The 23,402-nt window shown below is 54.0% G+C and carries 22 protein-coding genes, 1 tRNA gene and 1 riboswitch; of the genes, 19 read left to right on the forward strand and 4 right to left on the reverse strand.

All coding sequences use genetic code 11. The annotated features are described in order from the left end of the window. Positions 1-514: 514 nt before the first annotated feature. The 14 genes from rpmH to IEY11_RS06095 all read left to right on the forward strand — a co-directional run bounded on the left by rpmH (position 515) and on the right by IEY11_RS06095 (position 13,840). Positions 515-649: a 50S ribosomal protein L34 gene (gene rpmH, locus IEY11_RS06030; protein ID WP_110435757.1), complete on the forward strand. Its 135-nt coding sequence runs from the start codon at positions 515-517 to the stop codon at positions 647-649. A 306-nt stretch (positions 650-955) separates the two neighbouring features. Further along, positions 956-1,300 (forward strand): ribonuclease P protein component, encoded by a 345-nt coding sequence (gene rnpA / locus IEY11_RS06035; RefSeq protein ID WP_110435756.1) that lies wholly within the window; start codon positions 956-958, stop codon positions 1,298-1,300. Beyond that, positions 1,297-1,509 (forward strand): membrane protein insertion efficiency factor YidD, encoded by a 213-nt coding sequence (gene yidD, locus IEY11_RS06040; RefSeq protein ID WP_188886076.1) that lies wholly within the window; start codon positions 1,297-1,299, stop codon positions 1,507-1,509. Before rnpA ends, yidD begins: the two co-directional genes overlap by 4 nt. A gap of 254 nt (positions 1,510-1,763) precedes the next feature. Then, the gene (locus tag IEY11_RS06045) at positions 1,764-2,771 is read left to right on the forward strand and encodes a YidC/Oxa1 family membrane protein insertase (protein WP_158578290.1); all 1,008 of its coding nucleotides are present in this window, start codon (positions 1,764-1,766) and stop codon (positions 2,769-2,771) included. A 3-nt stretch (positions 2,772-2,774) separates the two neighbouring features. Beyond that, complete coding sequence (gene jag / locus IEY11_RS06050) at positions 2,775-3,812, forward strand: RNA-binding cell elongation regulator Jag/EloR (protein ID WP_188886077.1); 1,038 nt, start codon at positions 2,775-2,777, stop codon at positions 3,810-3,812. A 15-nt stretch (positions 3,813-3,827) separates the two neighbouring features. Continuing rightward, a complete protein-coding gene (gene mnmE / locus IEY11_RS06055; RefSeq protein WP_110435752.1) occupies positions 3,828-5,189 on the forward strand; it encodes a tRNA uridine-5-carboxymethylaminomethyl(34) synthesis GTPase MnmE in 1,362 nt (453 codons plus the stop codon). Between the two features lie 374 nt (positions 5,190-5,563). Further along, entirely contained in the window at positions 5,564-7,450 is a 1,887-nt protein-coding gene (mnmG, locus tag IEY11_RS06060) for a tRNA uridine-5-carboxymethylaminomethyl(34) synthesis enzyme MnmG (protein WP_188886078.1), read from the forward strand. After that, on the forward strand, positions 7,447-8,151 hold the full coding sequence (rsmG, locus tag IEY11_RS06065; protein WP_188886079.1) for a 16S rRNA (guanine(527)-N(7))-methyltransferase RsmG: 705 nt from the start codon (positions 7,447-7,449) through the stop codon (positions 8,149-8,151). The genes mnmG and rsmG overlap by 4 nt, the downstream gene beginning before the upstream one ends. A gap of 263 nt (positions 8,152-8,414) precedes the next feature. After that, complete coding sequence (locus IEY11_RS06070) at positions 8,415-9,248, forward strand: ParB/RepB/Spo0J family partition protein (RefSeq protein WP_243022086.1); 834 nt, start codon at positions 8,415-8,417, stop codon at positions 9,246-9,248. Between the two features lie 606 nt (positions 9,249-9,854). Beyond that, a complete protein-coding gene (locus tag IEY11_RS06075) occupies positions 9,855-10,631 on the forward strand; it encodes a ParA family protein (protein WP_110435749.1) in 777 nt (258 codons plus the stop codon). After that, positions 10,631-11,506, forward strand: a complete 876-nt coding sequence (locus IEY11_RS06080; RefSeq protein ID WP_188886080.1) for a ParB/RepB/Spo0J family partition protein — start codon at positions 10,631-10,633, stop codon at positions 11,504-11,506. Before IEY11_RS06075 ends, IEY11_RS06080 begins: the two co-directional genes overlap by 1 nt. A 12-nt stretch (positions 11,507-11,518) precedes the next feature. Beyond that, positions 11,519-12,088 (forward strand): hypothetical protein, encoded by a 570-nt coding sequence (locus IEY11_RS06085; RefSeq protein WP_188886081.1) that lies wholly within the window; start codon positions 11,519-11,521, stop codon positions 12,086-12,088. Between the two features lie 33 nt (positions 12,089-12,121). Further along, positions 12,122-13,414 (forward strand): serine--tRNA ligase, encoded by a 1,293-nt coding sequence (gene serS / locus IEY11_RS06090; protein WP_116705073.1) that lies wholly within the window; start codon positions 12,122-12,124, stop codon positions 13,412-13,414. A 33-nt stretch (positions 13,415-13,447) separates the two neighbouring features. After that, positions 13,448-13,840, forward strand: coding sequence for a thioesterase family protein (locus IEY11_RS06095; protein ID WP_118729253.1), 393 nt, complete (start codon positions 13,448-13,450; stop codon positions 13,838-13,840). 49 nt (positions 13,841-13,889) lie between these two features. Here IEY11_RS06095 and IEY11_RS06100 read toward each other — a convergent pair. Further along, positions 13,890-13,973: transfer RNA gene (locus tag IEY11_RS06100), tRNA-Leu, on the reverse strand. 799 nt (positions 13,974-14,772) lie between these two features. Here IEY11_RS06100 and IEY11_RS06105 point away from each other — a divergent pair. The 4 genes from IEY11_RS06105 (at position 14,773) to IEY11_RS06120 (ending at position 18,910) form a co-directional block, all read left to right on the forward strand. Beyond that, entirely contained in the window at positions 14,773-15,030 is a 258-nt protein-coding gene (locus IEY11_RS06105) for a heavy-metal-associated domain-containing protein (protein ID WP_116705072.1), read from the forward strand. Positions 15,031-15,125: 95 nt separating this feature from the next. Beyond that, positions 15,126-16,016, forward strand: a complete 891-nt coding sequence (locus IEY11_RS06110) for a helix-turn-helix domain-containing protein (protein ID WP_158578289.1) — start codon at positions 15,126-15,128, stop codon at positions 16,014-16,016. A gap of 264 nt (positions 16,017-16,280) precedes the next feature. Then, positions 16,281-16,592, forward strand: a complete 312-nt coding sequence (locus IEY11_RS06115) for a DUF6110 family protein (RefSeq protein WP_116705070.1) — start codon at positions 16,281-16,283, stop codon at positions 16,590-16,592. A gap of 209 nt (positions 16,593-16,801) precedes the next feature. Beyond that, on the forward strand, positions 16,802-18,910 hold the full coding sequence (locus IEY11_RS06120) for a heavy metal translocating P-type ATPase (RefSeq protein WP_188886082.1): 2,109 nt from the start codon (positions 16,802-16,804) through the stop codon (positions 18,908-18,910). A gap of 389 nt (positions 18,911-19,299) precedes the next feature. On the opposite strand, the gene IEY11_RS06125 is transcribed toward IEY11_RS06120, so the two are convergent. The 3 genes from IEY11_RS06125 to IEY11_RS06135 all read right to left on the reverse strand — a co-directional run bounded on the left by IEY11_RS06125 (position 19,300) and on the right by IEY11_RS06135 (position 21,253). Then, the gene (locus IEY11_RS06125) at positions 19,300-19,749 is read right to left on the reverse strand and encodes a GNAT family N-acetyltransferase (protein WP_442861142.1); all 450 of its coding nucleotides are present in this window, start codon (positions 19,747-19,749) and stop codon (positions 19,300-19,302) included. Between the two features lie 29 nt (positions 19,750-19,778). Then, the gene (locus IEY11_RS06130) at positions 19,779-20,525 is read right to left on the reverse strand and encodes a hypothetical protein (protein WP_118729250.1); all 747 of its coding nucleotides are present in this window, start codon (positions 20,523-20,525) and stop codon (positions 19,779-19,781) included. Positions 20,526-20,647: 122 nt separating this feature from the next. Further along, complete coding sequence (locus IEY11_RS06135; protein WP_021885137.1) at positions 20,648-21,253, reverse strand: YczE/YyaS/YitT family protein; 606 nt, start codon at positions 21,251-21,253, stop codon at positions 20,648-20,650. Positions 21,254-21,498: 245 nt separating this feature from the next. Between IEY11_RS06135 and IEY11_RS06140 the strand changes: the two genes are divergently transcribed. Further along, on the forward strand, positions 21,499-22,851 hold the full coding sequence (locus tag IEY11_RS06140) for an MATE family efflux transporter (RefSeq protein WP_118729249.1): 1,353 nt from the start codon (positions 21,499-21,501) through the stop codon (positions 22,849-22,851). Positions 22,852-22,938: 87 nt separating this feature from the next. Then, positions 22,939-23,304, forward strand: a riboswitch (cobalamin riboswitch). The last annotated feature ends 98 nt before the right edge of the window (positions 23,305-23,402 follow it).

Consider the following 23,402-nt stretch of genomic DNA (forward strand, 5'->3'; position numbering starts at 1 on the left):
TAATAGCATATTTTATCCACAAGTTCAATGCGTCGATGTGGATAACTGTTCGGCGGCATGCCGCGTGGCAGCATGATTTTGAACAGCCGAACCGGTTTATTTACTTCGCGAAATTTAAAAAAATCGGCGTTTTTTACGTCAAAATAATCGAAAATTAAAGCCGGTTGGGAAAAATGCACGGCGTTTTTTATGAAAACTGCGGAATTTCTGCAAAAATTCATCGAAAATAGACGGATTTTCCGCGAAAATCCGAAAATCCGCAGATTGCCGAAAACCGTGATTCCGCAAGCCGTTGAGCATATGTTTCTATTTATCCACAACATGTTGATAACCTGTGCAAACTGCTGAAATTCGTTCCGAGGGTCGGAAAAAATGCTTGACAAAATCGAACCTATATAGGATAATAAATATCGTATCCTATTATGCAGACAGGCAGCGGCATATGCCCGCGTCTTGCGCCGGACCTATGCCGGTGCCCATCTGTAAATTTTAGAACAGGGAGGTGCACAAAGTTATGAAGAGAACGTTCCAGCCGAAGAAGCGTCAGCGCTCCAAGGAGCACGGCTTCCGTAAGCGTATGTCCACGTCCAACGGCCGCAAGGTACTTGCACGCCGTCGCGCTAAGGGTCGCGCTAAGCTGTCTGCTTAATGACAGCCTGTAAAGGGAGTATTCAGACTTCCTGAAAATTCGCGCCAGCGGCGCAAAAGAGTTCGTAACGAGCCGCATTCGTGCGGCTCGTTTTTTCGTTTACGGGCAACACCACTCAAGCAATCGCTGTCTGGAGCGGTGTCATTCTGTTTAGGGTGCAGTCCATGCAGCGAAAATACGGTATTCCGGTTCGGATTTTACTGACCGAAACGAACGAAACAGTAAAATCAGCTTTGCAAACCATCAGATGCAAAGAAAAAATACGTTTTTTTCGAGGGCATCAGGAAAAAACGGGAGCATCAGAAGATGAAAAAAACAGTATCCTTAAAGGAAAACCACGAATTCCGCCGATTGTATCATCGTGGCGTGTCCACGGCAGGAAAACACGTTGTGATCTACTGCCGCAGGAACAAGCTCGGCTACAACCGGCTGGGGCTCACTGTCAGCGCCAAGCTGGCGTGTGCGGTGAAAAGAAACCGCATCAAGCGTTTGTTCCGTGAGGCGTACCGTCTCAACGAGGACAAATTTGCCGACGGCATCGACCTTGTGCTGGTCGCACGGGTACGGGCCGTAGGCGCAAGCTATCAGGAAATCGAAAAATCGCTGCTGCGTGCCTTGAAGGACAACAAGGTTGCGGCAGCTCGGACATGAAGCGGCTGCTGCTGGCGATGATCCGGTTTTATCGCCGGTATATTTCTCCAAACAAACCGCCCTGCTGCCGGTATATCCCGACCTGCTCGCAGTATGCGATCGAGGCCATCGAGAAATACGGTGCACTCAAGGGCGGCTGGCTGGCGTTTAAGCGCATCTGCCGCTGCAATCCTCTCTCTAAGAGAGGACCCTATGACCCGGTTCCTTAATTCGTTCGAAACCACGCTTTCGGACGAGGAGAACATACCACGTCAAACGCGGATATGTCCCGGGCGAAAATCTGCGCGTCGCTCTGCGGCACACAGATTTTCTTTCTTGTATAAATTCCGAGGCACATATCCCCGGAATTTATGGAAATTCGGAGAATTTCCGATGAAATACCGCCTTACGGCGGTAAAGTGAGGATTTTGCTTTGCAAAATCCTTTTCACTGTGTCGTTTTACAATTTAACATGGAGGTTTTTATGACCCTGGATCAACTTTCTAACCTGATCAAAGATCCGAAGCTGTTCGGTATTTTGATCGTTCGACCGTTCGGCCTGCTCCTGCAGTGGCTGTACAGCATTGTACAGAACTACGGTATCGCCGTTATCCTGTTCGCGCTGCTGGTCAAGCTGGTCTGCATCCCGCTGACCATCAAGAGCAAGAAGAGTATGCTCGCCATGAGCGCGATGAACGCCGAGCTCCAGCAGCTGCAGAAGAAGTACGCGAACAACCGTGTCAAGCTCAACGAGGAGATGCAGAAGCTGTATGAGAAGCACGGCGTCAGCCCGATGAGCGGCTGTCTGCCCAACCTCATCCCGCTGCCGATCATGATGGGTCTGTACTACGCGGTTCAGCAGCCGCTGCAGTACATCGTCGGCCTGAGCCGCGAGACAGTTATCGCATTGGCGCAGATGATCGGTCTGGATCAGCTTGCGGGCGCAAACTACACCGTTCAGATCCTGATCGCCGAGAAGCTGAACGCTTTCGTGGACGGAAGCGGCCATTTCTCGGATGCTGTTACCAACTGCCTGCAGAGCGGCGAGACCATTTTCCCGCTGGATTTCCACTTCTTTGGTCTGAATCTGGCTGATACACCGTCTATCTCTCATCCAAGCATTATCTGGATCATCCCGATCCTGTCTGGTCTGACCGCATTCCTGTCCTCTTACATCATGCAGAAGATGCAGGGCACGCAGAACTCTGCGGCAGCAGGTCAGATGAAGATGCTCAACTTTATGATGCCGCTGATGTCGCTGTACTTCGCGTTCATCCTTCCGGGTGCGATCGGCATCTACTGGATCTTCAACAACGTATTCACCTGCGTCCAGGAGATCATCCTCACCAAGACGCTCCGCGGCAAGCAGGAGGCCAAGCAGGCTGCTGAGGCTGCCCGCATCGAGGCAGAGAAGCAGGCCAAGCGTGAAGCACACAAGGCTGCACAGAAGCAGCAGTCCCAGAACGCAAAGAACAAAAAGGGGGACAAGTAAATCATGCAGAAGTTTTTTGAGGCTACCGGTGAAAACCGTGACGCAGCAGTCGAGAATGCGCTCAAGCAGCTCGGTCTGGAGCGTGACGACGTATCGGTAGAGGTACTCGAGATTGGCAAAAAGGGCTTTCTGGGTATCGGCGCAACGCCGGCACGCGTGCGCGTAACCTACGAAGCACCGGACATTCCGGCGGCAAAGCCGGAGGTAAAGCGTGAGGAGCGCAAGCCCGCTCCCAAGGCTGAGCCGAAGCAGGAGAAGCCTGCTGTCAAGGCGGAAAAGCCGGCTCCGAAGCAAGAGAAACCCGCTGAGAAGCCGCAGAAGCTGTCCATCACCACGGATGATAACACGCCTCGTCTGGTAAAGGCTGCTCCGGCAGACTTTGTACCGGAAAAGCTGGAGTTTGAGCGTCCGCCGCGCCGTGAGCGCAGCGACCGTCCGCGCCGTGACCGCGGCGACCGCAGTGGCCGTGACCGCCGTCCGCGCCGCCCGCGTGAGGACCGTCCGATCACGCCGTCCGTTCCCAAGGAGCGTGAGCTGATCCCGGTTTCCGAAGCAGGCATGCAGCAGGCGGAAAAGCTGGCTACCGATTTTGTAACCGGTCTGCTGGCAAAGATGGGCGTTGAGGGTCAGGTTAAGACCCTGCCTCAGGTAGAGTGCGACCAGCTCCGTCTGGAGATTTCCGGTCCGGATATGGGCCCGATCATCGGCCGCCGCGGCGACACGCTGGATGCCATCCAGTACCTCGGCTCTCTGGTGCTGAATAACGCACTGGATGAGCACGTTCGCCTGTCTGTCGATACCGAAAACTACCGCGAGAAGCGCGCGGAAAGCCTGGAGCGTCTGGCCCGCAAGATGGCGATGAAGGTCGTTAAGGCGCATCGCTCCATGACGCTTGAGCCGATGAACCCGTATGAGCGCCGCATCATCCATGCCGCGCTGCAGGACTTCAACGGTGTGACCACCTATTCGACCGGCACCGAGCCGGGTCGCCGCGTTGTTATTGCGCCGGATAACAGCTATCGCAACCGCGACCGCGGTTAAATCGGGGTATTCGTTATGAACGATACGATTGCCGCAATTTCCTCCTCCGGCGGACCGATCGGTTTGATCCGCGTGTCGGGTGAACGCGCAATCGAAGCGATAAATGCCGTTTTTCAGGCGAAGAACGGCAAGCCGCTTACGGAAGCACCCTCGCAGAAGCTGGTTTACGGCACGCTGACGGACAAGTCCGGCAATGTGATCGACTGCTGCTACGCTGTCGCGCTGCACGCACCGCACACCTATACGGGTGAAACGATGGCGGAGCTGCAGTGCCACGGCTCGACAGCCGTGCTGTGTGCCGGTCTGGACGCTCTGTTCGCGCAGGGCGTGCGGCAGGCAGAGGCAGGTGAGTTTACTCGCCGCGCCTTCTTAAACGGCAAAATGGGCCTTTCTGAGGCTGAAGCCGTGCATGATCTGATCACCGCGCGCACCGCAGAGGCGGCGCAGAATGCGGCGGCACAGGTCATGGGCGCGGTCGGCTCTCCCGTGCAGCAGATGCGCGATGAGCTGCTCGGCATGGTGGCGCATTTCCACGCGGTCGTGGATTTCCCGGACGAGGACATTGATCCGGTGCTGTTCGAGGATGCCGCGGCGCTGCTGCACCGCACGACAAGCCGTCTGTACAGCATGGCAGAAAGCTATGAGCGCGGCCGTATTCTTAGAGAAGGCGTACCGTGCGTTATCCTCGGAAGGCCGAACGCCGGCAAGTCCACGCTGCTGAACACGCTGCTCGGCCGCGAGCGGGCGATCGTGACTGATATTCCGGGCACGACCCGCGATCTCATCGAGGAGAATGTCAAGGTCGGACAGATTCTGCTTCGCGTGACCGACACCGCCGGTCTGCGCAACACGGACGATCCGGTGGAGCAGGCGGGCATTGACCGGGCGATGGCGGAGGCTTCGGCTTCCTCACTCATCCTGGCTGTGTTCGACGGCTCCAAGCCCATCAGTGACGAGGACATGCTCGTGCTGGCACGCTCGGCAGGCCACCGCGCGATCGCGGTTGTGAACAAGGTCGATCTGCCGCAGCAGCTGGATGAAAAGCTGCTGAAAAAGCACTTCCTGCACATCGTGCCGCTTTCTGCGAAAACCGGTGACGGACTGGATAAGCTGCTCAATCTTATCCCGCGAACTGTGGGTCTGGGCGACGGCGCGTTTGACGGTGCGCTCATCACTAACGCAAGACAGGCGGCGGCGCTGGCGCGTGCTGCCGAACGCTGTGAAGCAGCGCTGTATGCGGCGCAGTCCGGTATGACGCCGGACGCGGTCGTGATGGACGCCGAGGGCGCGATTACCGCACTGGGCGAGATCACCGGCGAAACCGTGACCGATGCCGTTGTCACCCGCATTTTCAGCGACTTCTGCGTCGGAAAGTGATGCTGCTGCAGCTGTTATTAAGAGAAATTGCACTTAAAATTCAGAGAGGACGTTTGCAATCTGTGCAAACGTCCTCTTTTATTTTATGCTGAAATCGTGTATGATATATACTGTATGTCCGCAGGTAAAAATGAGGTAAAAACCACTTGTGCACAACTTCTATCCGGCGGTATACGAGATATAGTGGACAACCCGGAAAATTGCCCTATATTTAACTACTTATTGTAATAATAAAACGGAAATAAAACTGTGCGTATAAAAATATGGTCAAAAACTCACAAGTTATCAACAGTATCCACAGAGTTATCAACAGTTACGCACAGGTTTCACACAACCGAAATCACAGGAATTTTTTGAAAGGGGAGAGAGCGCCAATGACGGTTTTTCCGGCGGAGAGTTTTGATGTAGCGGTGATCGGCGCCGGTCATGCCGGTATTGAGGCGGCACTGGCTGCAGCACGTTTGGGTGCAAAAACAGCGTGTTTTTCGATCAATTTGGACGCCGTAGGCAATATGCCGTGCAATCCGGCGATCGGCGGCACAGCTAAGGGACACCTTGTACGCGAGATAGATGCGCTCGGCGGTGAGATGGCGCGTGCGGCTGACGCGGCCTGCATCCAGTACCGCATGCTCAACCGCGGCAAGGGACCGGCAGTGCACTCGCTGCGTGCACAGGCCGACCGCATTAAATACAGAGAGTATATGAAGCACACGCTTGAGCGGCAGGAAAACCTGTTTCTCATGCAGGACGAGATCGTGTCCGTTGAGGTGGAGAACGGTGCCGTTTCCGCGGTTGTTACCGCCATCGGCGCACGACATCCGGTCAAGGCGGCTGTCATTGCGTCCGGCACATTTCTCGGCGGACGCGTTATCATCGGCGAGTACACCCGCGAATCAGGTCCGGACGGCATGGCGGCAGCCAAGCCGCTCACCGAGTCGCTGCGCGGTCTGGGACTGCGGCTGCAGCGGTTTAAGACAGGTACGCCGCCGCGCATCAATCGCCGTTCTATCGACTATACCGATCTGGCGGAGCAGGCCGGCGAGGATGAGATCATCCCGTTTTCGTTCGATACCGACCACCCGCCGGACAACCGCGCGGTGTGTTATCTGACCTACACGACCGCGAAAACACATGAAATCATCCGCGCAAATCTGAGCCGTTCGCCGCTGTACGGCGGTCAGATTGAGGGTGTAGGACCGCGCTATTGTCCGTCTATCGAGGACAAAGTGGTGCGCTTTGCGGATAAGCCGCGCCACCAGCTGTTCCTTGAGCCGATGGGTCTGGACACCGAGGAGGTCTATGTGCAGGGCTTCTCGTCGTCCATGCCGTTCGACGTGCAGCGGGAGATGCTGCGCTCGGTCAAGGGATTGGAGAACGCGGAGATTATGCGGCCGGCGTACGCCATCGAGTATGACTGCATCGACCCGCTGGAGCTGCGGCCGACGCTCGAGACGAAAAAGGTGCCCGGACTGTACGGCGCAGGCCAGTTCTGCGGTTCGTCCGGCTATGAGGAGGCGGCCGCGCAGGGATTGGTTGCGGGCATCAACGCCGCGCTCAAAATCAAGGGTGAGGAGCCGCTTGTACTCGACCGTGCGGACGGCTACATCGGTACGCTGATCGACGATCTGGTGACGCGCGGCACGAGCGAACCCTACCGCATGATGACCTCACGCTCGGAATACCGCCTGCTTCTGCGGCAGGATAACGCAGATGAACGTCTGGTGCCGATCGGTGTTCGAGTTGGCTTGAATCCGCCGGAACGCGGCGAAAAGGTGCGTAAAAAGTACGAAGCAGTGCAGGCAGAGATCGATCGCACAGCCTCGGTCGGCGTGGCGCCGAGCGATAAATTGAACGGCTTTCTTGCGGGTAAAAACTCCACACCGCTCAAGGCGGGCTGCAAGCTGATCGACCTGCTGCGCCGCCCGGAACTCAGCTATGCGGACCTTGCAATGTTCGATCCTGAGCGTCCGGAGCTGCCCGCTGTTATCCGTGAGCAAGTGGAAATTCGCGTCAAATACGCGGGCTATATCGAGCGACAGATGCGTGATGTGGAGCAGTACCGTAAGCTGCAGAGCCGCCCGCTGCCGCTCGATCTGGACTACAACGAGGTGGACTCGCTGCGACTGGAGGCACGCCAGAAACTGAACGCCGTCAAGCCGTTGAATTTCGGTCAGGCGGCCCGTATTTCGGGCGTTTCACCGGCCGATATCACGGCGCTGATGATCTACATCGAGACCCATAAAAAGGAGGAAAAGGCATGACCGAACGCGAGCTTTTGACCGCCGGTCTGCGCGAGCTGGGCGTCGCAGAGTGTCCGTCTGCAGCGGACAACTTACTGCGTTATTCCGAGATTCTGCGCGAGAAAAACAAGGTTATGAATCTGACCGCCATTACCGATCCGACCGAAATCGTGACCCGGCATTTCCTCGATTGCGCGGCACTTGCACCGTATATGCCGCAGGATGGATGCGTGCTCGATGTGGGAACGGGAGCCGGTTTTCCGGGCATGCCGCTGGCGATTCTGTGCCCGCAGACCGAGTTTGTGCTGCTCGACGCGCTGCGCAAGCGCATTGATTTTCTAAATGAAGTCATCGCCGATCTGGGTCTGACCAACGTCACGGCGGTGCATGCCCGTGCGGAGGATTACGCCAGGGACAACCGCGACACGTTTGATCTTGCGGTGTCGCGTGCGGTAGCCGATCTGCGCGTGCTGAGTGAACTGGCGCTGCCGATGATCAAGGTCGGCGGTGCGTTCCTCGCCATGAAGGCCGAAGACTGCACAGAGGAAGTTGAAACAGCGGCAAACGCCCGCATGATTCTCGGTGCGCCGGACGCTGAAGTGCTGCACTACACTGTGCCGTTCGATGAGGTTTCCCGCGCCATCGTGCGCCTGCAGAAAACACAGGACACACCGGAAAAGTATCCGCGCCGCTTCAAGAAAATACAGACTTCGCCGCTGTAAATCAGGCGAGAAATATACGGAAAGTACCCCTCTGTACGGAAAATTACAGAGGGTATTTTTTGCCCGAAAATAGGGAAAAATTATAGATATCAGATATAATTTGTCATATTTTCGTTGAATTTTGCAGATTGCGCGGTCGATTTTACTTGTCAATATGTAATTATATGGTAATCTATTACCAAGGGCGACATTTCTGCTGGTGGTGCGGCAGAGATAAGCGCGAATAAAATGAACGAATAAGACGAATTGGAGAGTGGTTAACCATGATGTCTGTATTAACGCTGGTTTCCGGCAAAGAGGATCGCACGCTGCGGCGTATTCGTGTGAGTGAGATTGCGCGCAATCCCAATCAGCCGAGGAAATATTTTGATCCGGAGGCAATTGCGCAGCTGGCAGAGAGCATTCGGCAGTACGGCGTACTCAATCCGCTGACCGTACGGCGTGCGCCCGGAGGCGGTTACGAGCTGGTGGCAGGGGAGAGGAGACTGCGCGCTGCGCGTGTTGCGGGGCTCAACGACGTACCGTGTCTGCTGATTGCGGCAGATAACGAGGATTCCTCGGCGATTGCGCTCGTGGAGAACCTGCAAAGGCGTGATCTGGATTTTTTCGAGGAAGCCTACGGTTTCAAGCGTCTGATCGATCAGTACGGACTGACGCAGGAGGAAGCTGCGCGTAAAGTAGGGAAAACACAGTCTGCGGTGGCGAATAAGCTGCGTCTGCTGCGGCTTTCTCCGCAAAATATGGAATTGATTCGCAGTGCGAACCTTACAGAGCGGCACGCGCGCTGTCTGCTGCGTCTGCATGATGATGAGGAACGGATGAACGCAACGCACTATATTATCGAGAACGAATTAAACGTCAGCCGATCGGAGGAGTATATCGAGAACCTGCTGGAGCAGAAAAAGCATCCGGAGTTAGCGGAGCCGCCGCATAAGGATAATGTTGTGCGGCTTATTAAGGATGTGCGGTTTTTCCTGAATACGCTCAATCGGGCGGTCGGCGTAATGGTAGACGCCGGAATCGGTGCAACCGTAGACCGGCAGGAAAACGAGGATGGAATTACGCTGACAATCAATATTCCGCACGCAAAGAGCTGATGTTTCACGTGAAACACTTTTGTTCCACAGGAGGGCGGATTTTGTTTCACGTGAAACATTTAATGGTCGCTTGTGAAGCGAACCTGACTTGCCTGCCCGGCAGGGGCACAAGAGGGTAGACACCTACGGTTTCCACCCTCTTGTGAAGCACCCCTTTCCCTTTAGGAAGCACGGCGAAAATCGGAGAGCGGCAACTGCTGCGAAAAAGGGGAACGGCAGTTGGATTACTCTTGTATGACTTTCGTAGACTATTCGCAGTTCACAGATAATGTACTGCTACACATGTCAGCTACTCTACGCAGGCGCGACATGACAGTGTCGCGCGATCTTTTTACGTGCTGTTACGGACAGCACTTCTGGGTAAAGTTGGAGAAAGTCGGAAAGCGTGTAGAAGTATATATAATAAGGTAAGAGAGCCGAACGGCTCTCTTTTGTTTCACGTGAAACAAAAGCCGGTTAATTTACCAGTTGTATCCTGTAAAACGGCAAAATACTTGATGTTTCACGTGAAACAGCTGTAAAAATACTGCGATTGCTTTGCAATTAAAAGTGCAATGTGATATAATGAAATCCGTAGAAAAAAACCATGGACGAGAGGAAATGACTATGGGGAAGATTATCGCGTTTGCCAATCAAAAGGGCGGCGTGGGAAAAACTACAACCGCTATCAACCTCGCGGCAGCGTTGTCGGAGCGCGAAAAGCGCGTTCTGCTGTGTGATTTCGATCCACAGGGCAATGCAACCTCCGGTTTTGGCGTGGATCCGCGCTCACTGGAAACCTCGATTTACGACCTGATCGTAGCCGACCAACCGGATGTCAAGAGCGCCATCGTATCGACTAAGTGGGTTGATCTGCTGGGCGCGAATGTTAATCTGGCGGGCGCTGAGTTGGATTTGATTGGAATGTCCGACCGAGAGTATCGTCTGAAAAACGTACTCGATCAGGTGAAGGACGATTACGACTATGTATTTATCGACTGTCCGCCGTCACTCGGTCTGCTGACTCTCAACTGCCTGTGTGCAGCCGACAGCTTTCTGGTGCCGCTGCAGTGCGAGTATTACGCGCTCGAAGGTCTGAGTCAGCTGATGACGACCGTGCGCATGGTAAAGAAGGCGCTCAACCGCAAGCTGGTGATGGAAGGCGTGCTGCTGACTATGTTTGACGGACGCACCAATCTGTCGATCCAGGTGGTTGAGGAAGTGAAAAAGCACTTCCCAGGCGAGGTATTCTCGGCTGTTGTGCCGCGTAACGTACGCCTGAGTGAAGCACCCAGCCACGGCAAGCCCATAACAGCTTACGACAGAATGTGCCGCGGCGCAGAGGCTTATCTGGCTCTTGCGGACGAGATTCTGAAGAAAAATGACCGAAAGGGGAGAAGCTGATGGCAGGCGCAAAAATGGGTCTGGGCGGCGGCTTGTCCAACCTTTTCGGCAGTGATACCAGCGATTTGATGGAAGAAAGTCTGGATAACGGCACAAAAAAACTGCCTTTGGCAAAAATCGAGCCGAATCCCGATCAGCCGAGGAAGGCCTTTGATCAGGTATCTCTGGACGAGCTGGCAGAGAGCATTCGCCTGCACGGCGTCATCACACCAATCACGGTACGCAAGGGCGAGAAGGATGGCTACTACCAGATCATTGCAGGTGAGCGCCGTTGGCGTGCAGCACGTCAGGCAGGCCTGGAAGATATTCCTGCGATGGTGCTTGAGGCCGAGGAAGACGAGGTCATGGAGTTGGCGCTGATCGAAAATCTGCAGCGGCAGGACCTGAACCCAATCGAAGAAGCCGAAGGTTATGAGCGTCTGATGAAGCAGTTTGGACTGACGCAGGAGCAGGTTTCCAAGCGCGTGGTCAAGTCACGTTCGGCGGTAGCAAATGCACTGCGTCTGCTGGCTTTGCCGACCGAGGTGCGTACGATGGTCAGCGAAGGCGAAATCTCCGGCGGTCACGCGCGGGCAGTCCTTGCGGTAAACGAGGAGGATAAGCGCGTAGAGGCAGCCAGACAGATGGTCGGCCTGTCGGTCCGTCAGTCGGAGGCGCTGGCCAAGCGCATGAACAAAAAACCGGTCGAAAAGCCTGAGCAGCCGCCTGAGGTTTCCGTGGACTACATTGCCGAGCTGGAGAAGGAGCTGGAGGGCGTCCTCGGACGAAAGATCAGCATTCAGCAGGGCAAGCACAGCGGCCAGCTGACGTTGGAATACTACGGCGCAGAGGATTTGGAGCGGCTCAGTGAAGCACTCCGAAACCTGCGTGTATAAAGGAGGCAAGCAATGGACGAGCAGAATAAGCAGCCGGAACAGAACAAACCGGAGAAAAAGCTCAGCCGCACCACGCTGACCTTTTATATCGTCGGACTGTTTTCTGTAGCAATTGCGCTGATTCTGATCAGCTATGTGGCGCAGTCGCGTGCGGACAAGCAGGTCAAAAACCTGAGCTCGCAGCTGACACAGCAGCAGACCGTGGCACAGGGCGCAACCCAGAAAGTGGAAGATTTGCAGAAGCAGTACGACATGCAGAATACTGCACTAGATAAGGTGCGCAAGACGCTCGACAGTGAGCAGGCGGCAACCGATGTAGTCGGCGCGACCGAGCGGCGTATGGAGGAGCGTGAGGTGTATCAGTACCTTGCGCAGATCGGCGTTTCTCTGGCGGCTAAGCAGACCGCGGATGCCCGCAAGACCTACGACGAAATGCTGACGAAATACAGCGAAGAGCGTTTGATGGGCAGCAGCGAGGATGACTTTGATGAGAACATCAGCAAACTGTTCCAGTCGGCCAAAGCGACACTGGAGCAGGCTGAGCAAGCGCAGGATGCAGAGCCGAACGACACGGCAGAATAATATGTATATAATGTAAAAGGAGATATAGAAACAATGCTGGATATCAAATTTGTCCGCACCAATCCGGATGCAGTAAAGGAAAACATCAAGAAGAAGTTCCAGGACGAGAAGATCCCGATGGTTGACGAGGTCATCGAGTTTGACGCGAAGTACCGTGCAGCCAAGACCCGCTGTGACGAGCTGCGTGCACAGCGCAACAAGAAGTCCAAGGAGATCGGCGGTCTGATGGCAAAGGGCCAGAAGGAAGAGGCCGAGAAGATCAAGGCCGAGGTTAAGGCAATGGCCGATGAGATGACCAAGCTCGAGGAGGATGAAAAGACCTTCGCTGAGGAAGTCAAGAACCGTATGATGGTTATCCCGAACATCATTGACCCGTCCGTTCCGATCGGCAAAGACGACTCCGAGAATGTTGAGATTGAGAAGTTTGGCGATCCGGTCGTTCCGGATTTCGAGGTTCCGTATCACGTTGATATTATGGAGTCCTTCGACGGCATCGACCTCGATGCTGCACGCCGCACCTCCGGCAACGGCTTCTACTACCTGAAGGGTGATATTGCCCGTCTGCATTCCTCCATCCTGTCCTACGCACGCGACTTCATGATCGACCGCGGCTTCACCTACTACATTCCGCCGTTCATGATCCACGGTGATGTCGTTAAGGGCGTTATGTCCTTTAAGGAAATGGAGAATATGATGTACAAGATCGAGGGCGAGGACCTGTACTTGATCGGTACCTCCGAGCACTCCATGATCGGCAAGTTCATCGACACCATCAACGATGAGGAAACCCTTCCGCAGACCCTGACCAGCTACTCTCCGTGCTTCCGTAAGGAAGTCGGCGCACACGGCATCGAGGAGCGCGGCGTATACCGTATTCACCAGTTCGAGAAGCAGGAAATGGTTGTTGTCTGCAAGCCGGAAGAAAGCAAGATGTGGTATGACAAACTGTGGCAGAACACGGTTGACTTCTTCCGTTCGATGGACATTCCGGTTCGTACGCTCGAGTGCTGCTCCGGCGACCTGGCTGACCTGAAGGTTAAGTCCTGCGACGTAGAGGCATGGTCTCCGCGCCAGAAGAAGTACTTCGAGGTAGGCTCCTGCTCGAATCTCGGCGACGCACAGGCTCGCCGTCTGGGCATCCGTGTCCGCGGCAAGGAGAATCCGAAGGAGCTGTACTTCGCACACACGCTGAACAACACCGTTGTTGCACCTCCGCGTATGCTGATCGCATTCCTCGAGAACAATCTGCGTGAGGACGGCTCGGTTGCAATTCCGAAGCCGCTGCAGCCGTATATGGGCGGCATGACTGAGATCCGCAGAAAGTAATTTATCTTACTATAGAAAAAAGGAGAGATTCCAATGCAGGTTGGTATTAAGGGCGAGAAGAAGTTCACCGTAACCAAGGATCAGCTGGCATGCAATGTAGGCAGCGGTCTGGTATCCGTGTTTGCCACCCCGATGATGATCGCAGCTATCGAGAACACTGCAGCAGGCAGCGTAGCCAGTGAGCTGGAAGAGGGTAAGACCACGGTCGGCACGCTGGTAAACGTAAGCCACGTTGCCGCTACGCCGGAGGGCATGGAAGTCCGCATCGAGACCGAGCTGACCGAGATCGCGCCGAACGGCAAGATGCTCACCTTCAAGGTTGCCGCATATGATGAGGCAGGCCTGATCGGTGAGGGCACGCATCAGCGCGCTATCGTAGCGAAGGAGCGCTTTGAGCAGAAGGCACAGAGCAAGCTGTCCAAGTAAAAATAAGCAAAAGAAAAACGCTGTGGAGAGATTCCACAGCGTTTTTTGTTGGTGCGGGTAACAGGACTTGAACCTGCACGTCGAGGACACCAGAACCTAAATCTGGCGCGTCTGCCAATTCCGCCATACCCGCAGGTAAGATTAGTATACCCTTTTTGCGGGTATTTGTCAATCTTGATGATATGCTCATCGGGAGTGGGCACTTGCGAAGCGAGGGAATCTGCGCTGACGCCGCGCGGGCGCACAAGAGGGTAGACACCTGCGGTTTCCACCCTCTTGAGAATCACCCCTTTCCCGTGGATAGCCTGGCGCAGATTACCGATATGTGACCGCTCCGAAATATGGGGAACGGCAGAGGATTTTTTCTTCTGTAGGGGAGCACAGTGTGCTCCCATGCCGAAACCTATACGCAGTGCTGGATACCGTTCTGCTACACAGACGGGCTACTCTACGCAGGCGCGGCATAACCGTGCCGCGCAACTCGTTAGCGCGTTATGATAGACAGCACCTACGAGGATAAATTGTACCAAATGCCTAATCCGCAGGTGCCGTGCGGTACAACGCGCCAAAGAGTTGCGCGACACTGTTATGTCGCGCCTGCGCAGACTTTCCGGTCTGTGTAGCAGAATACTATCTGACCCTGCGAACAGGTTGAGAAAGATACGGAAGAAAAAATCCTCTGCCGTTCCCCATTATCGAAGCGGTCGCCGGTCTCTGGTCTGCGCCAGACTAAGAAATAAAGGGAAACGGGAGTTAAGAGGGTAGAAACCGCAGGTGTCTACCCTCTTGCCCCTGCCGCGGGTGCGGCGAATCCTGCATGAGCAAACTCCTACGCAAAACTAAGGATTCCCCCTTGCAATCTGCGATATTTCGTGATATATTGTTAGTTAGTAAAAGCTAACCAGCTCGGGTACAAAAGGAGCATTACACCCATGTTGAAAATTACTCTCGGCGTTGACGGCATGATGTGCGGCATGTGCGAAAGCCATGTCAACGATGCGGTTCGCAAGGCATTTCCTGTGAAGAAGGTCACTTCCTCTCACGGCAAGGGGCAGACGGTTATCCTCACTGAGCAGGATCTCGATGAGCAGGCTGTCCGCGATGCGGTAAACGCTACCGGCTACACCGTTACGTCCTTTTCCAAGGAGCGATATGAGAAAAAGGGACTGTTTTCCTTTCTGCATAAATGAGCAGAGTAAGGCCGCTTTGCAGCGGCTTTGCTTTTCAACATAGGTTAGCAAAATCTAACCTAATAAACCGATATATACCAACGGAGGAAATCGCAGTGCTGGAAACTCTGCTCAAACCGAATACCGGCGCATCGCTGTCCGGCTGCGTACGCTGGACCCAGCCGATGGATGGCGTGCGCGTGTGCGATTTTGACTGCGCGCTGAGCGTGCCGCCGGCCATGCCTGCGGAGCCATCCGAGGTGCCGTGCGAGGTGCTATTCTGCCGGCAGGGCGGTCTGCGGCTGACCATGACCAATGGGCGGCAAGTGTTTCTGCATGAGCACGAGGTACTGCTGCTGCTCGGCGCAAGTGTGCAGAGCCTTTCGGTCGCGGACGGATTGTTCAGCGGTGAGCTGGTGCTCATCGAGCAGAGCGCAGCGGCACCGTGCCGTCTGACGGTCAACGCAGCACGAATCAAAGCACGAGTCACTCCGCATATGGGCTGCGTAGTGCTGCGCAGCGCGGTGTGGATTGATAGTCTGGCTGCGGCACTGCAGTCCGTTCCGGAGCAGGACAGAGCCGCCTACAGTGCAATCAAGGCCATTGAGCTGCTGTACCTCATCAGTACAGACAGTCCGCTGCTGACGATACCGCCGGAATCCGTCTCCCGCGATCACTATCTGACCGATACAGTGAGGCAGGTACAAGAGTATATGGTATCGCACCTGTCCGACCCGCTTACGATCGACCAGCTGTCTGCACGGTTCCGCATTTCGCCAACCGCCCTGAAGGATATATTTCGGCAGACCTATGGTCGTCCGATCCACCAGTATCTGCTTGAAAAGCGGGTGCAGCATGCTGCCGAACTGCTGCATCGGAGTCCGCTCTCCATCGTGGATATTGCAGCGGCGGTCGGCTATAACAGCGCCAGTCAGTTCGGTGTGGCGTTCAAGCGCCGCTATCAGCTGACGCCCTCGCAGTACCGCCGACAAGCTCGAAAAAGTTAGCAAAATGCAACTATTTTGACGATAAAACTAAAAATTAGCGGCAACAAACTGCGAAAATGTCCGATTCCGTGCGTTTCATGTCTAAAGCTGTGCGACAAGCAGGGAAAATTGTGATATGATAATCGCAAACAAAAAAACACACCATGTTTGGAGGTGTACTGTATGAAGCAGCATCGTTTTTGGGCATGGGCCGCGTTGTTCTGCATGGTAATGACGATGATTACCGGCTGTAAGCGCAAGTGAGATTGATAGGAGGAACATATTATGAAGAAGATTTACAAGGACATCGCCGTATTTGTTGGTGGCACTCTGTTCGGTTCCGCAGGTATCAAGCTGCTGAGCAGCAAGGATGCTAAGAACGTATATACCCATGCTACCGCAGCGGTTCTTCGCATGAAGGATACTGTTATGAATACCGTTGACTGCGTTAAGGAGAACGTCGGCGACATCCTCGCTTCCGCAGAGGAGATCAACGAGAAGCGCGCTGCTGAGGCAGAGGCTGCTGCTGTTGAGGATGCAGACATTGAGGTTGAGCTGACCGATGAGGACCCGACTGCTGCTCCGGTTGAGGCATAAGAACCTGTTGCCAAACCGTGGTTTGGCGGACAGGAAGAACGGACTGTGAGCCGTTCCAAAGTCGCCCGAAAGTTCCCGTTCGGAAGCTTTCTCCCTCTTAGGGAATGAAAATCGAGGCACATGTTCCCGGTTTTCATGGGACGAATATCAAAGAGGGGCAGAGCCCCTCTTTTCCTATCTACCGGAAGTAAGCTGGAGGTAATTTTACTATGAAAGCATTCATTGAACACGAAAGCCGCGGACGGCTTCGTGTGCGCATGAAGCAGTACCGCATGACGCTGGAGCAGGCTGATCTGCTGGAGGCGTATCTGCAGAATCAGCCGGGTGTACTCAACGCAGCCGTGCACGAGCGCACCTGCTGTGCTGTCATCCGCTACATCGGTGACCGCGAGAATATCATCCGCGCGATCGCTCAGTTTAACTATACTGCACCGTCTGTTACGGCGCTGACGCCGACCCACAGCGGCCGCGCGCTCAACCGTGAGTATCAGGAAAAGCTGGTCGGCAAGGTTATTACGAAGTTTGCCTGCACGCTGTTCCTGCCAACGCCGCTGCAGATTGCACGCACGATCTGGCTGTCGCTGCCGTTCCTCGGCCGCGGTCTCAAGCGCCTGATTCACAGAGAGCTGAAGGTTGAGCTGCTTGACGCGCTGTCCATCGGTGTTTCGATGGTACGCCGGGACTTCTCCACGGCAGGCTCGGTTATGTTCCTGCTCGATATCGGTGAACTGCTCGAGGAGTGGACGCACAAAAAGTCGGTTGACGATCTGGCGCGCTGTATGTCGCTCAACGTAAAACGCGTATGGCTCAAAACCGATGACGCAGAGGTACTTGTACCGCTGTCAAACATCGCTGTCGGTGATCACATTCTGGTTCGCATGGGCAGCGTCATCCCGCTGGACGGTGAGGTTATTGAAGGCGAAGTCATGGTTAATCAGGCATCGCTTACCGGAGAATCCATGCCGGTTGCAAAGCGTCCGGGTACGCAGGTTTACGCCGGCACGGTCATCGAGGAAGGCGACTGCGTGATCGAGGTCACACAGTCCTCCGGCGAGAGCCGCTACGACAAGATCGTTTCCATGATCGAGCAGTCCGAGCAGCTGAAGAGTGCTGCTGAGAGCCATGCCGCCAATCTGGCGGACAAGCTGGTGCCGTACACGCTGGTCGGCAGTGCGCTCAGCTACGCACTGACCCGCAATGTCACCCGTGCACTGTCCGTGCTGATGGTTGACTTCTCCTGCGCGCTCAAGCTGGCTATGCCGCTGGCGGTTCTGTCCGCCATGCGTGAGGCAAGCATGTATCATATCACGGTCAAGGGCGGCAAGTTCCTCGAGGCTGTCGCGCAGGCGGATACCATTGTATTCGACAAGACCGGCACGCTGACGCACGCCTGCCCGGTGGTTGCCAAGGTTATTCCGTTCGGTGGTCGTTCCGAAGACGACATGCTGCGCGTTGCAGCCTGCCTGGAGGAGCATTTCCCACACTCTATGGCGAACGCCGTTGTCCGCGCTGCGCGTGAGCGCAATCTGGCGCACGAGGAAATGCACTCGCAGGTTGAGTATATCGTAGCGCACGGCATTTCCAGCATGGTTGAAAACAAGAAGGTCGTTATCGGCAGTGCACACTTTATCTTCGAGGATGAAAAGTGTACGGTTCCGGCCGGTGAGCAGGAGAAGTATGATGCACTCCCGCCCGAGTTCTCGCACCTGTATCTGGCCATCGGCGGTGAGCTGGCGGCCGTTATCTGCATCGCAGACCCGCTTCGTCCGGAGGCCCACGATGTGATGAAGGCGCTGCGCGCCCTCGGCATCAAGCGTACAGTCATGCTGACCGGCGACAGTGAGCGCACGGCAGCGGCTATCGCGGCTGAGGTCGGCGTGGACGACTACCGCGCTGAGGTTCTGCCGGAGGACAAGGCAAACTTTGTCGAGCAGGAACGCGCGGCAGGCCATACGGTCATCATGCTCGGCGACGGTATCAACGATTCTCCGGCGCTGTCGGCGGCTAACGTTGGCGTAGCCATCAGCGACGGCGCTGCCATCGCCCGTGAGATTGCGGACATCACCATCGCAGCCGAGAATCTGTTTGAGCTGGTTGCGCTGCGCCGTATCGCACGGGGTCTGATGAGCCGTATCAACTCCAATTACCGCTTCGTAATCGGCTTTAACGGTTCGCTGATCGGTCTGGGCGTTGCCGGCGTGCTGGCTCCCGCAACATCTGCGATGATGCACAACCTGTCTACGCTGGGCATCAGCCTGCGCAGCATGACCAATCTGATCGATTCTTCCGAGACGACTCGTCTGCTGGAGAGCAAGTAATTTTAATAGAGTTAAGAGTGGAGAGTGAAGCGCTTTCCACTCTTTCTTTTTGCGATTCAGGTATAACAACCCCCCGTCTTTGACGGGGGGTTGAGGCTGTCGAAAAACTATCGTTTTTCGAGCAGCCTCTCGATCGAAACCACGCTTTCGATCGAATGCTGAAGAAAAACCGCGTCCTCCGGACACAATTTTTCTTCCCTTGTATAAAAACCGAGGTACACAAGGTGAATTGCCGCATAGCGGCAAGAGAGGGTGGTCTGGACCACGCCCCCCGGTTTTTATGAATTTGCTGCGCAAATTCTATTTTATGCGTGCTGTCGCACGAAGCACAAAATAGAAATCTGACTTTTTCGACAAGCTGCCCCCGTCTTTGACGGGGGTTTGTGTTTCTATAACTGTTTGAAAAACTGTATTTTACTTCTGCTGCCACGCCATTCTATAATCTTTTTCTCCGGTAGCTTCATCCAGGCCGCTGTACTGAATTTCAAATCCTTCTCTTTGATAAAAAGATATTGCTGGTGTGTTTTTTGATATACATTCAAAATCAGTTTGCTTTTTGTATTCTTTACATAATTCAGCAGTATTTTACCGATACCCTGCGACTGCATTGCTTCAGAAACAAAAATGCCTTCAATATATTCGCCATTCAGCCCGATAAATCCTTGTATCTTCTGATTGTCCTCATAGACATAGACAGTTGCCTGCAACAGCAGTTCTTTCACAAGCTCCAAATTACTTTTCCAATATTGGGCAGGGATAAAATAATGTGCCTTTATATTGGTATCCAGCCATATATCGGCAACTTGATTGATATCTGCTTTTCGTAATTCTCTAATCATAGTGGGGGACTCTCCTGCAAATTTGATTGTTACACAATAGAAGGTAATGTCAGATACGTTACCGGATGCGGAAACGTAAACAGCGGGCGCTGTTCGCCGCTGGCGTTGATCAGCGTGAGGGACAGCGTGCGCAGGTCATTCGTCGGCAGCGGCACAAGCTGTGTCCACTCGGTGCGGATAAACCGGTCCGGATCGGTCTCAGTCAGCGTGTAAGTTCCGTTATGGTATGCAAGGAACAGGGGCTGTCCCAGAGCAGGCTGCATTTTCAGAGAAATGGCGGAAGTCTGGTCTCGATGGATTGCAAAAAAGCGCGTCAGCAGCGCATACGGCGGCTTGAGTTTGTTCTGTCCGGTCAGGCGCAGTGTACCGCAGTCGCGCCAGCGCGGCACAGAACAGATATGCCGGGCGTCCCACTCGGTCACCGGATCAAAAATGTGCTGCCCAATGTCGGAATCGGCCATAAACCATTCGGTGTAGGGGAGACCATAGGCGTTTTCGCCGTCCGCGGAAAACAAAACCGAATAGGTGAATTCGTCGGTCTGTCCGCACGGCTGCAAGTGATACTCTGTGCCGTCAAATGTCAGAGAACCGGTTTCACCGTCCGGTGTGCGCAAGGTGAGCGTGCTGGGTTCGTCCGCTGCGGCAAGCTCATACAGTACAGAATCATCTATGACCTCGCGGACAGAGGAGATCGTCAGCGTGCCGAAATCAGCAGCCATAGCGGGATAAGCACATAGAACCAGCGCCAAAACGGCAGATAACAGGCGTTTTTTCATATAATCGTCTCCTTGGATGCTGCTTTATCTGCAATCACGTTCTTTTCGCTTTCCAATTCCTTATTTTCCTCTCCGATAATTTCTTTGTTTGATTAAACTGGAAGTTGTAAGTTTCTTTACTATCATATCTTTAAAACTTGTTTTGCTTTCGCATTAACAAATTGGATAATTGGGCCTGAAATGATAACTGTAATAAGCGTGCATACACCAAACTTTCCGCCAAACAAAACACCTGTAACAACAACCAAAATATCCAATGCCATTCGGACAAATTTAATCTGCCAGTGATTTTTTTCTGCTAAAGCAAAAGTGACTGCCTCATAGGAGCCTCTACCAAGGGATGCCGACGCATATAGTCCTGTTCCGACAGCAAACAAAACCACTCCTAACAACATAATTAAAAAATTGATCCACTTATAGGTACTGTAAATATGGCAGTTAGCAAACAAATCTACACAGGTACTGTATACAATCTGGTACAACACAGTTCCTATATGAATCTGACTTTTATCGTAAATGAGCGCAAACAAAATCATTCCCAATGCTACAACAAAAGATGCTGTGCCAATGCTTATGTGAAATGTTCTTGCAATCCCCTGCCACAGCACCGCAAGCGTAGCTCCGCCAAATCCAGCATACAGTGCAAGTGTAATTCCATAAGCCGCAATTATAGAACCTATTACAAGGATTGCCAATTTCTTTAGTGTTTTTTTATTGTTATTTTTCATTGACTTTTAATAATTCGCTCCTCGTATAATTTTCTTTGGGTTTAAAGCACACCGTTAGCAACCGCTCTAATTTATTTAATACCAGCAAATTACTCTCCTCCACAAATCCCGATTTATCATTCTACTGTGGCTTTACTATAACATGAACAGATACGAAACACAATCACCCATTGACACCACCGATATTCCGATAGATAATATAGGCAATAGGAAAATTTTACGCAAGAAGGGAAGTGCTTCAACGAATGAAACGCAGCTACGAGATGGACCTGTGCAGCGGTCCGCTGCTGAGCAAAATCCTGCTGTTTTCGCTGCCGCTGATTCTTTCGGGTGTGCTGCAGCTGCTGTTCAACGCGACCGACATTGTCGTAGTCGGCAAATTTGCGGGCAGCAATGCGATGGCGGCGGTCGGCTCGACCACCTCGCTGTTCAACCTGCTGGTCAACTCATTCATCGGTATTTCGGTCGGTGCGAACGTGCTTGTCGCGCGGCATTACGGCGAGCGGGATTACGACGGCGTACAGCAGACCATCCAGACGGCGCTGCTCACCGGCTTGATCGGCGGCACGATACTGATCGTGCTCGGCGTTGTGCTCGCACGTCCCATGCTGACGCTGATGGCCACACCGGACGAGGTTATCGACCAGGCCGTGCTGTACATGCAGGTGTACTTCATCGGTATGCCGGCAACCATGATCTACAACTTCGGTGCAGCCGTGCTGCGTGCCGTGGGCGATACCCGGCGTCCGCTGTACTTCCTGATGGCGGCAGGCGTGATGAACGTCCTCGGCGACCTGCTGTTTGTGTGCCTGCTCGGCATGGGCGTTGCCGGAACTGCGATCGCCACCGTGCTCAGCCAGTGTGTCTCTGCGGCGCTGACCGTGCTGTGCCTTGTAAAATCGGATGGCATGTGCCATCTCGACTTACGCCGTCTGCACTTCCACATGGATAAGTTTCTGAGAATCATGCAGGTCGGTCTGCCTGCCGGTATGCAGAGCGTTATCTTCAATATCTCGAACGTACTCATTCAGTCCTCGGTCAACAGCTTCGGCGCAGTAACGGTTGCGGGCAACACGGCAGCCGCCAACATTGAGGGCTTTGTGTACATTTCGATGAACGCGCTCTATCAGACCTCCATCAGCTTCACCAGCCAGAATCTCGGTGCAAAGAATTATCACCGCATCGACCAGACACTCGTGCGCTGCATGTGCATCGTCACACTGATCGGTCTGGTGCTCGGCAACGGCGCACATCTGCTCGGCAATCATCTGCTGCACATCTACTCGGATGATCTGGAGGTCATCTCGTTCGGTATGCAGCGCCTGTCGGTCATCAGCGTCACCTACTGCCTGTGCGGCATGATGGATGTGCTCGCGGGCACAATACGCGGTCTGGGCTATTCCATGCTGCCAATGATCGTCTCACTGATTGGCGCATGTGTGTTCCGTATCATCTGGATTTTTACGGTCTTTCGTGTGCAGCATACGCTGTTCATCCTGTATGCGTCCTACCCGATCTCGTGGATACTGACCATCCTGGCGCACTTTGTGTGCTACCTGATCGTGCGGAAAAAGGTTTTCCGGCCGCAGGAGACATGAGAGCGCGTTTTTCTCCGGAAAACGGTTGTAATTGACGGTTAAATATAGTATAATACTCGTGCAATGCGGGAATTTCCCGCGCAATAAGTAAATAAGCGAACAGTCGGTGCCGCTGTATGTTTTCGAACAGGACAGCGGGTAAAAGGGAAGCAGGTGAAAATCCTGCACGATCTCGTCACTGTAAGCGGGGAATGGACTGCCATTTACGTCACTGATATTACGGTATCGGGAAGGCGGCAGTTCTAAGGCAACATCGCATGATGAAAGCTGCGGCGCTTTGCGGAAATTTTGTGTCCTGACTTCGTTGTGATTTCACGGTAATACATCAAGTATTACCGCAAAACCACGCCTCGTCAGTACGCGAGAATTTACGCGCAAATCGCCCTTGTTCAATTATGTGGTATTGCCTTAAGAGCCGCAAGTCAGGAAACCTGCCGGTCTGTTGGTACGGGAAGCTGCTTCCGGGTCACGAGTTATTGATTGTACTGATACCGCATGATTTTTGATTCAGGCAGTCCCTTTCATCATATATTGATGGGGGGACTGTGTGT

This window comes from Butyricicoccus faecihominis (assembly GCF_014648015.1).
Lineage (GTDB): Bacteria > Bacillota > Clostridia > Oscillospirales > Butyricicoccaceae > Agathobaculum > Agathobaculum butyriciproducens.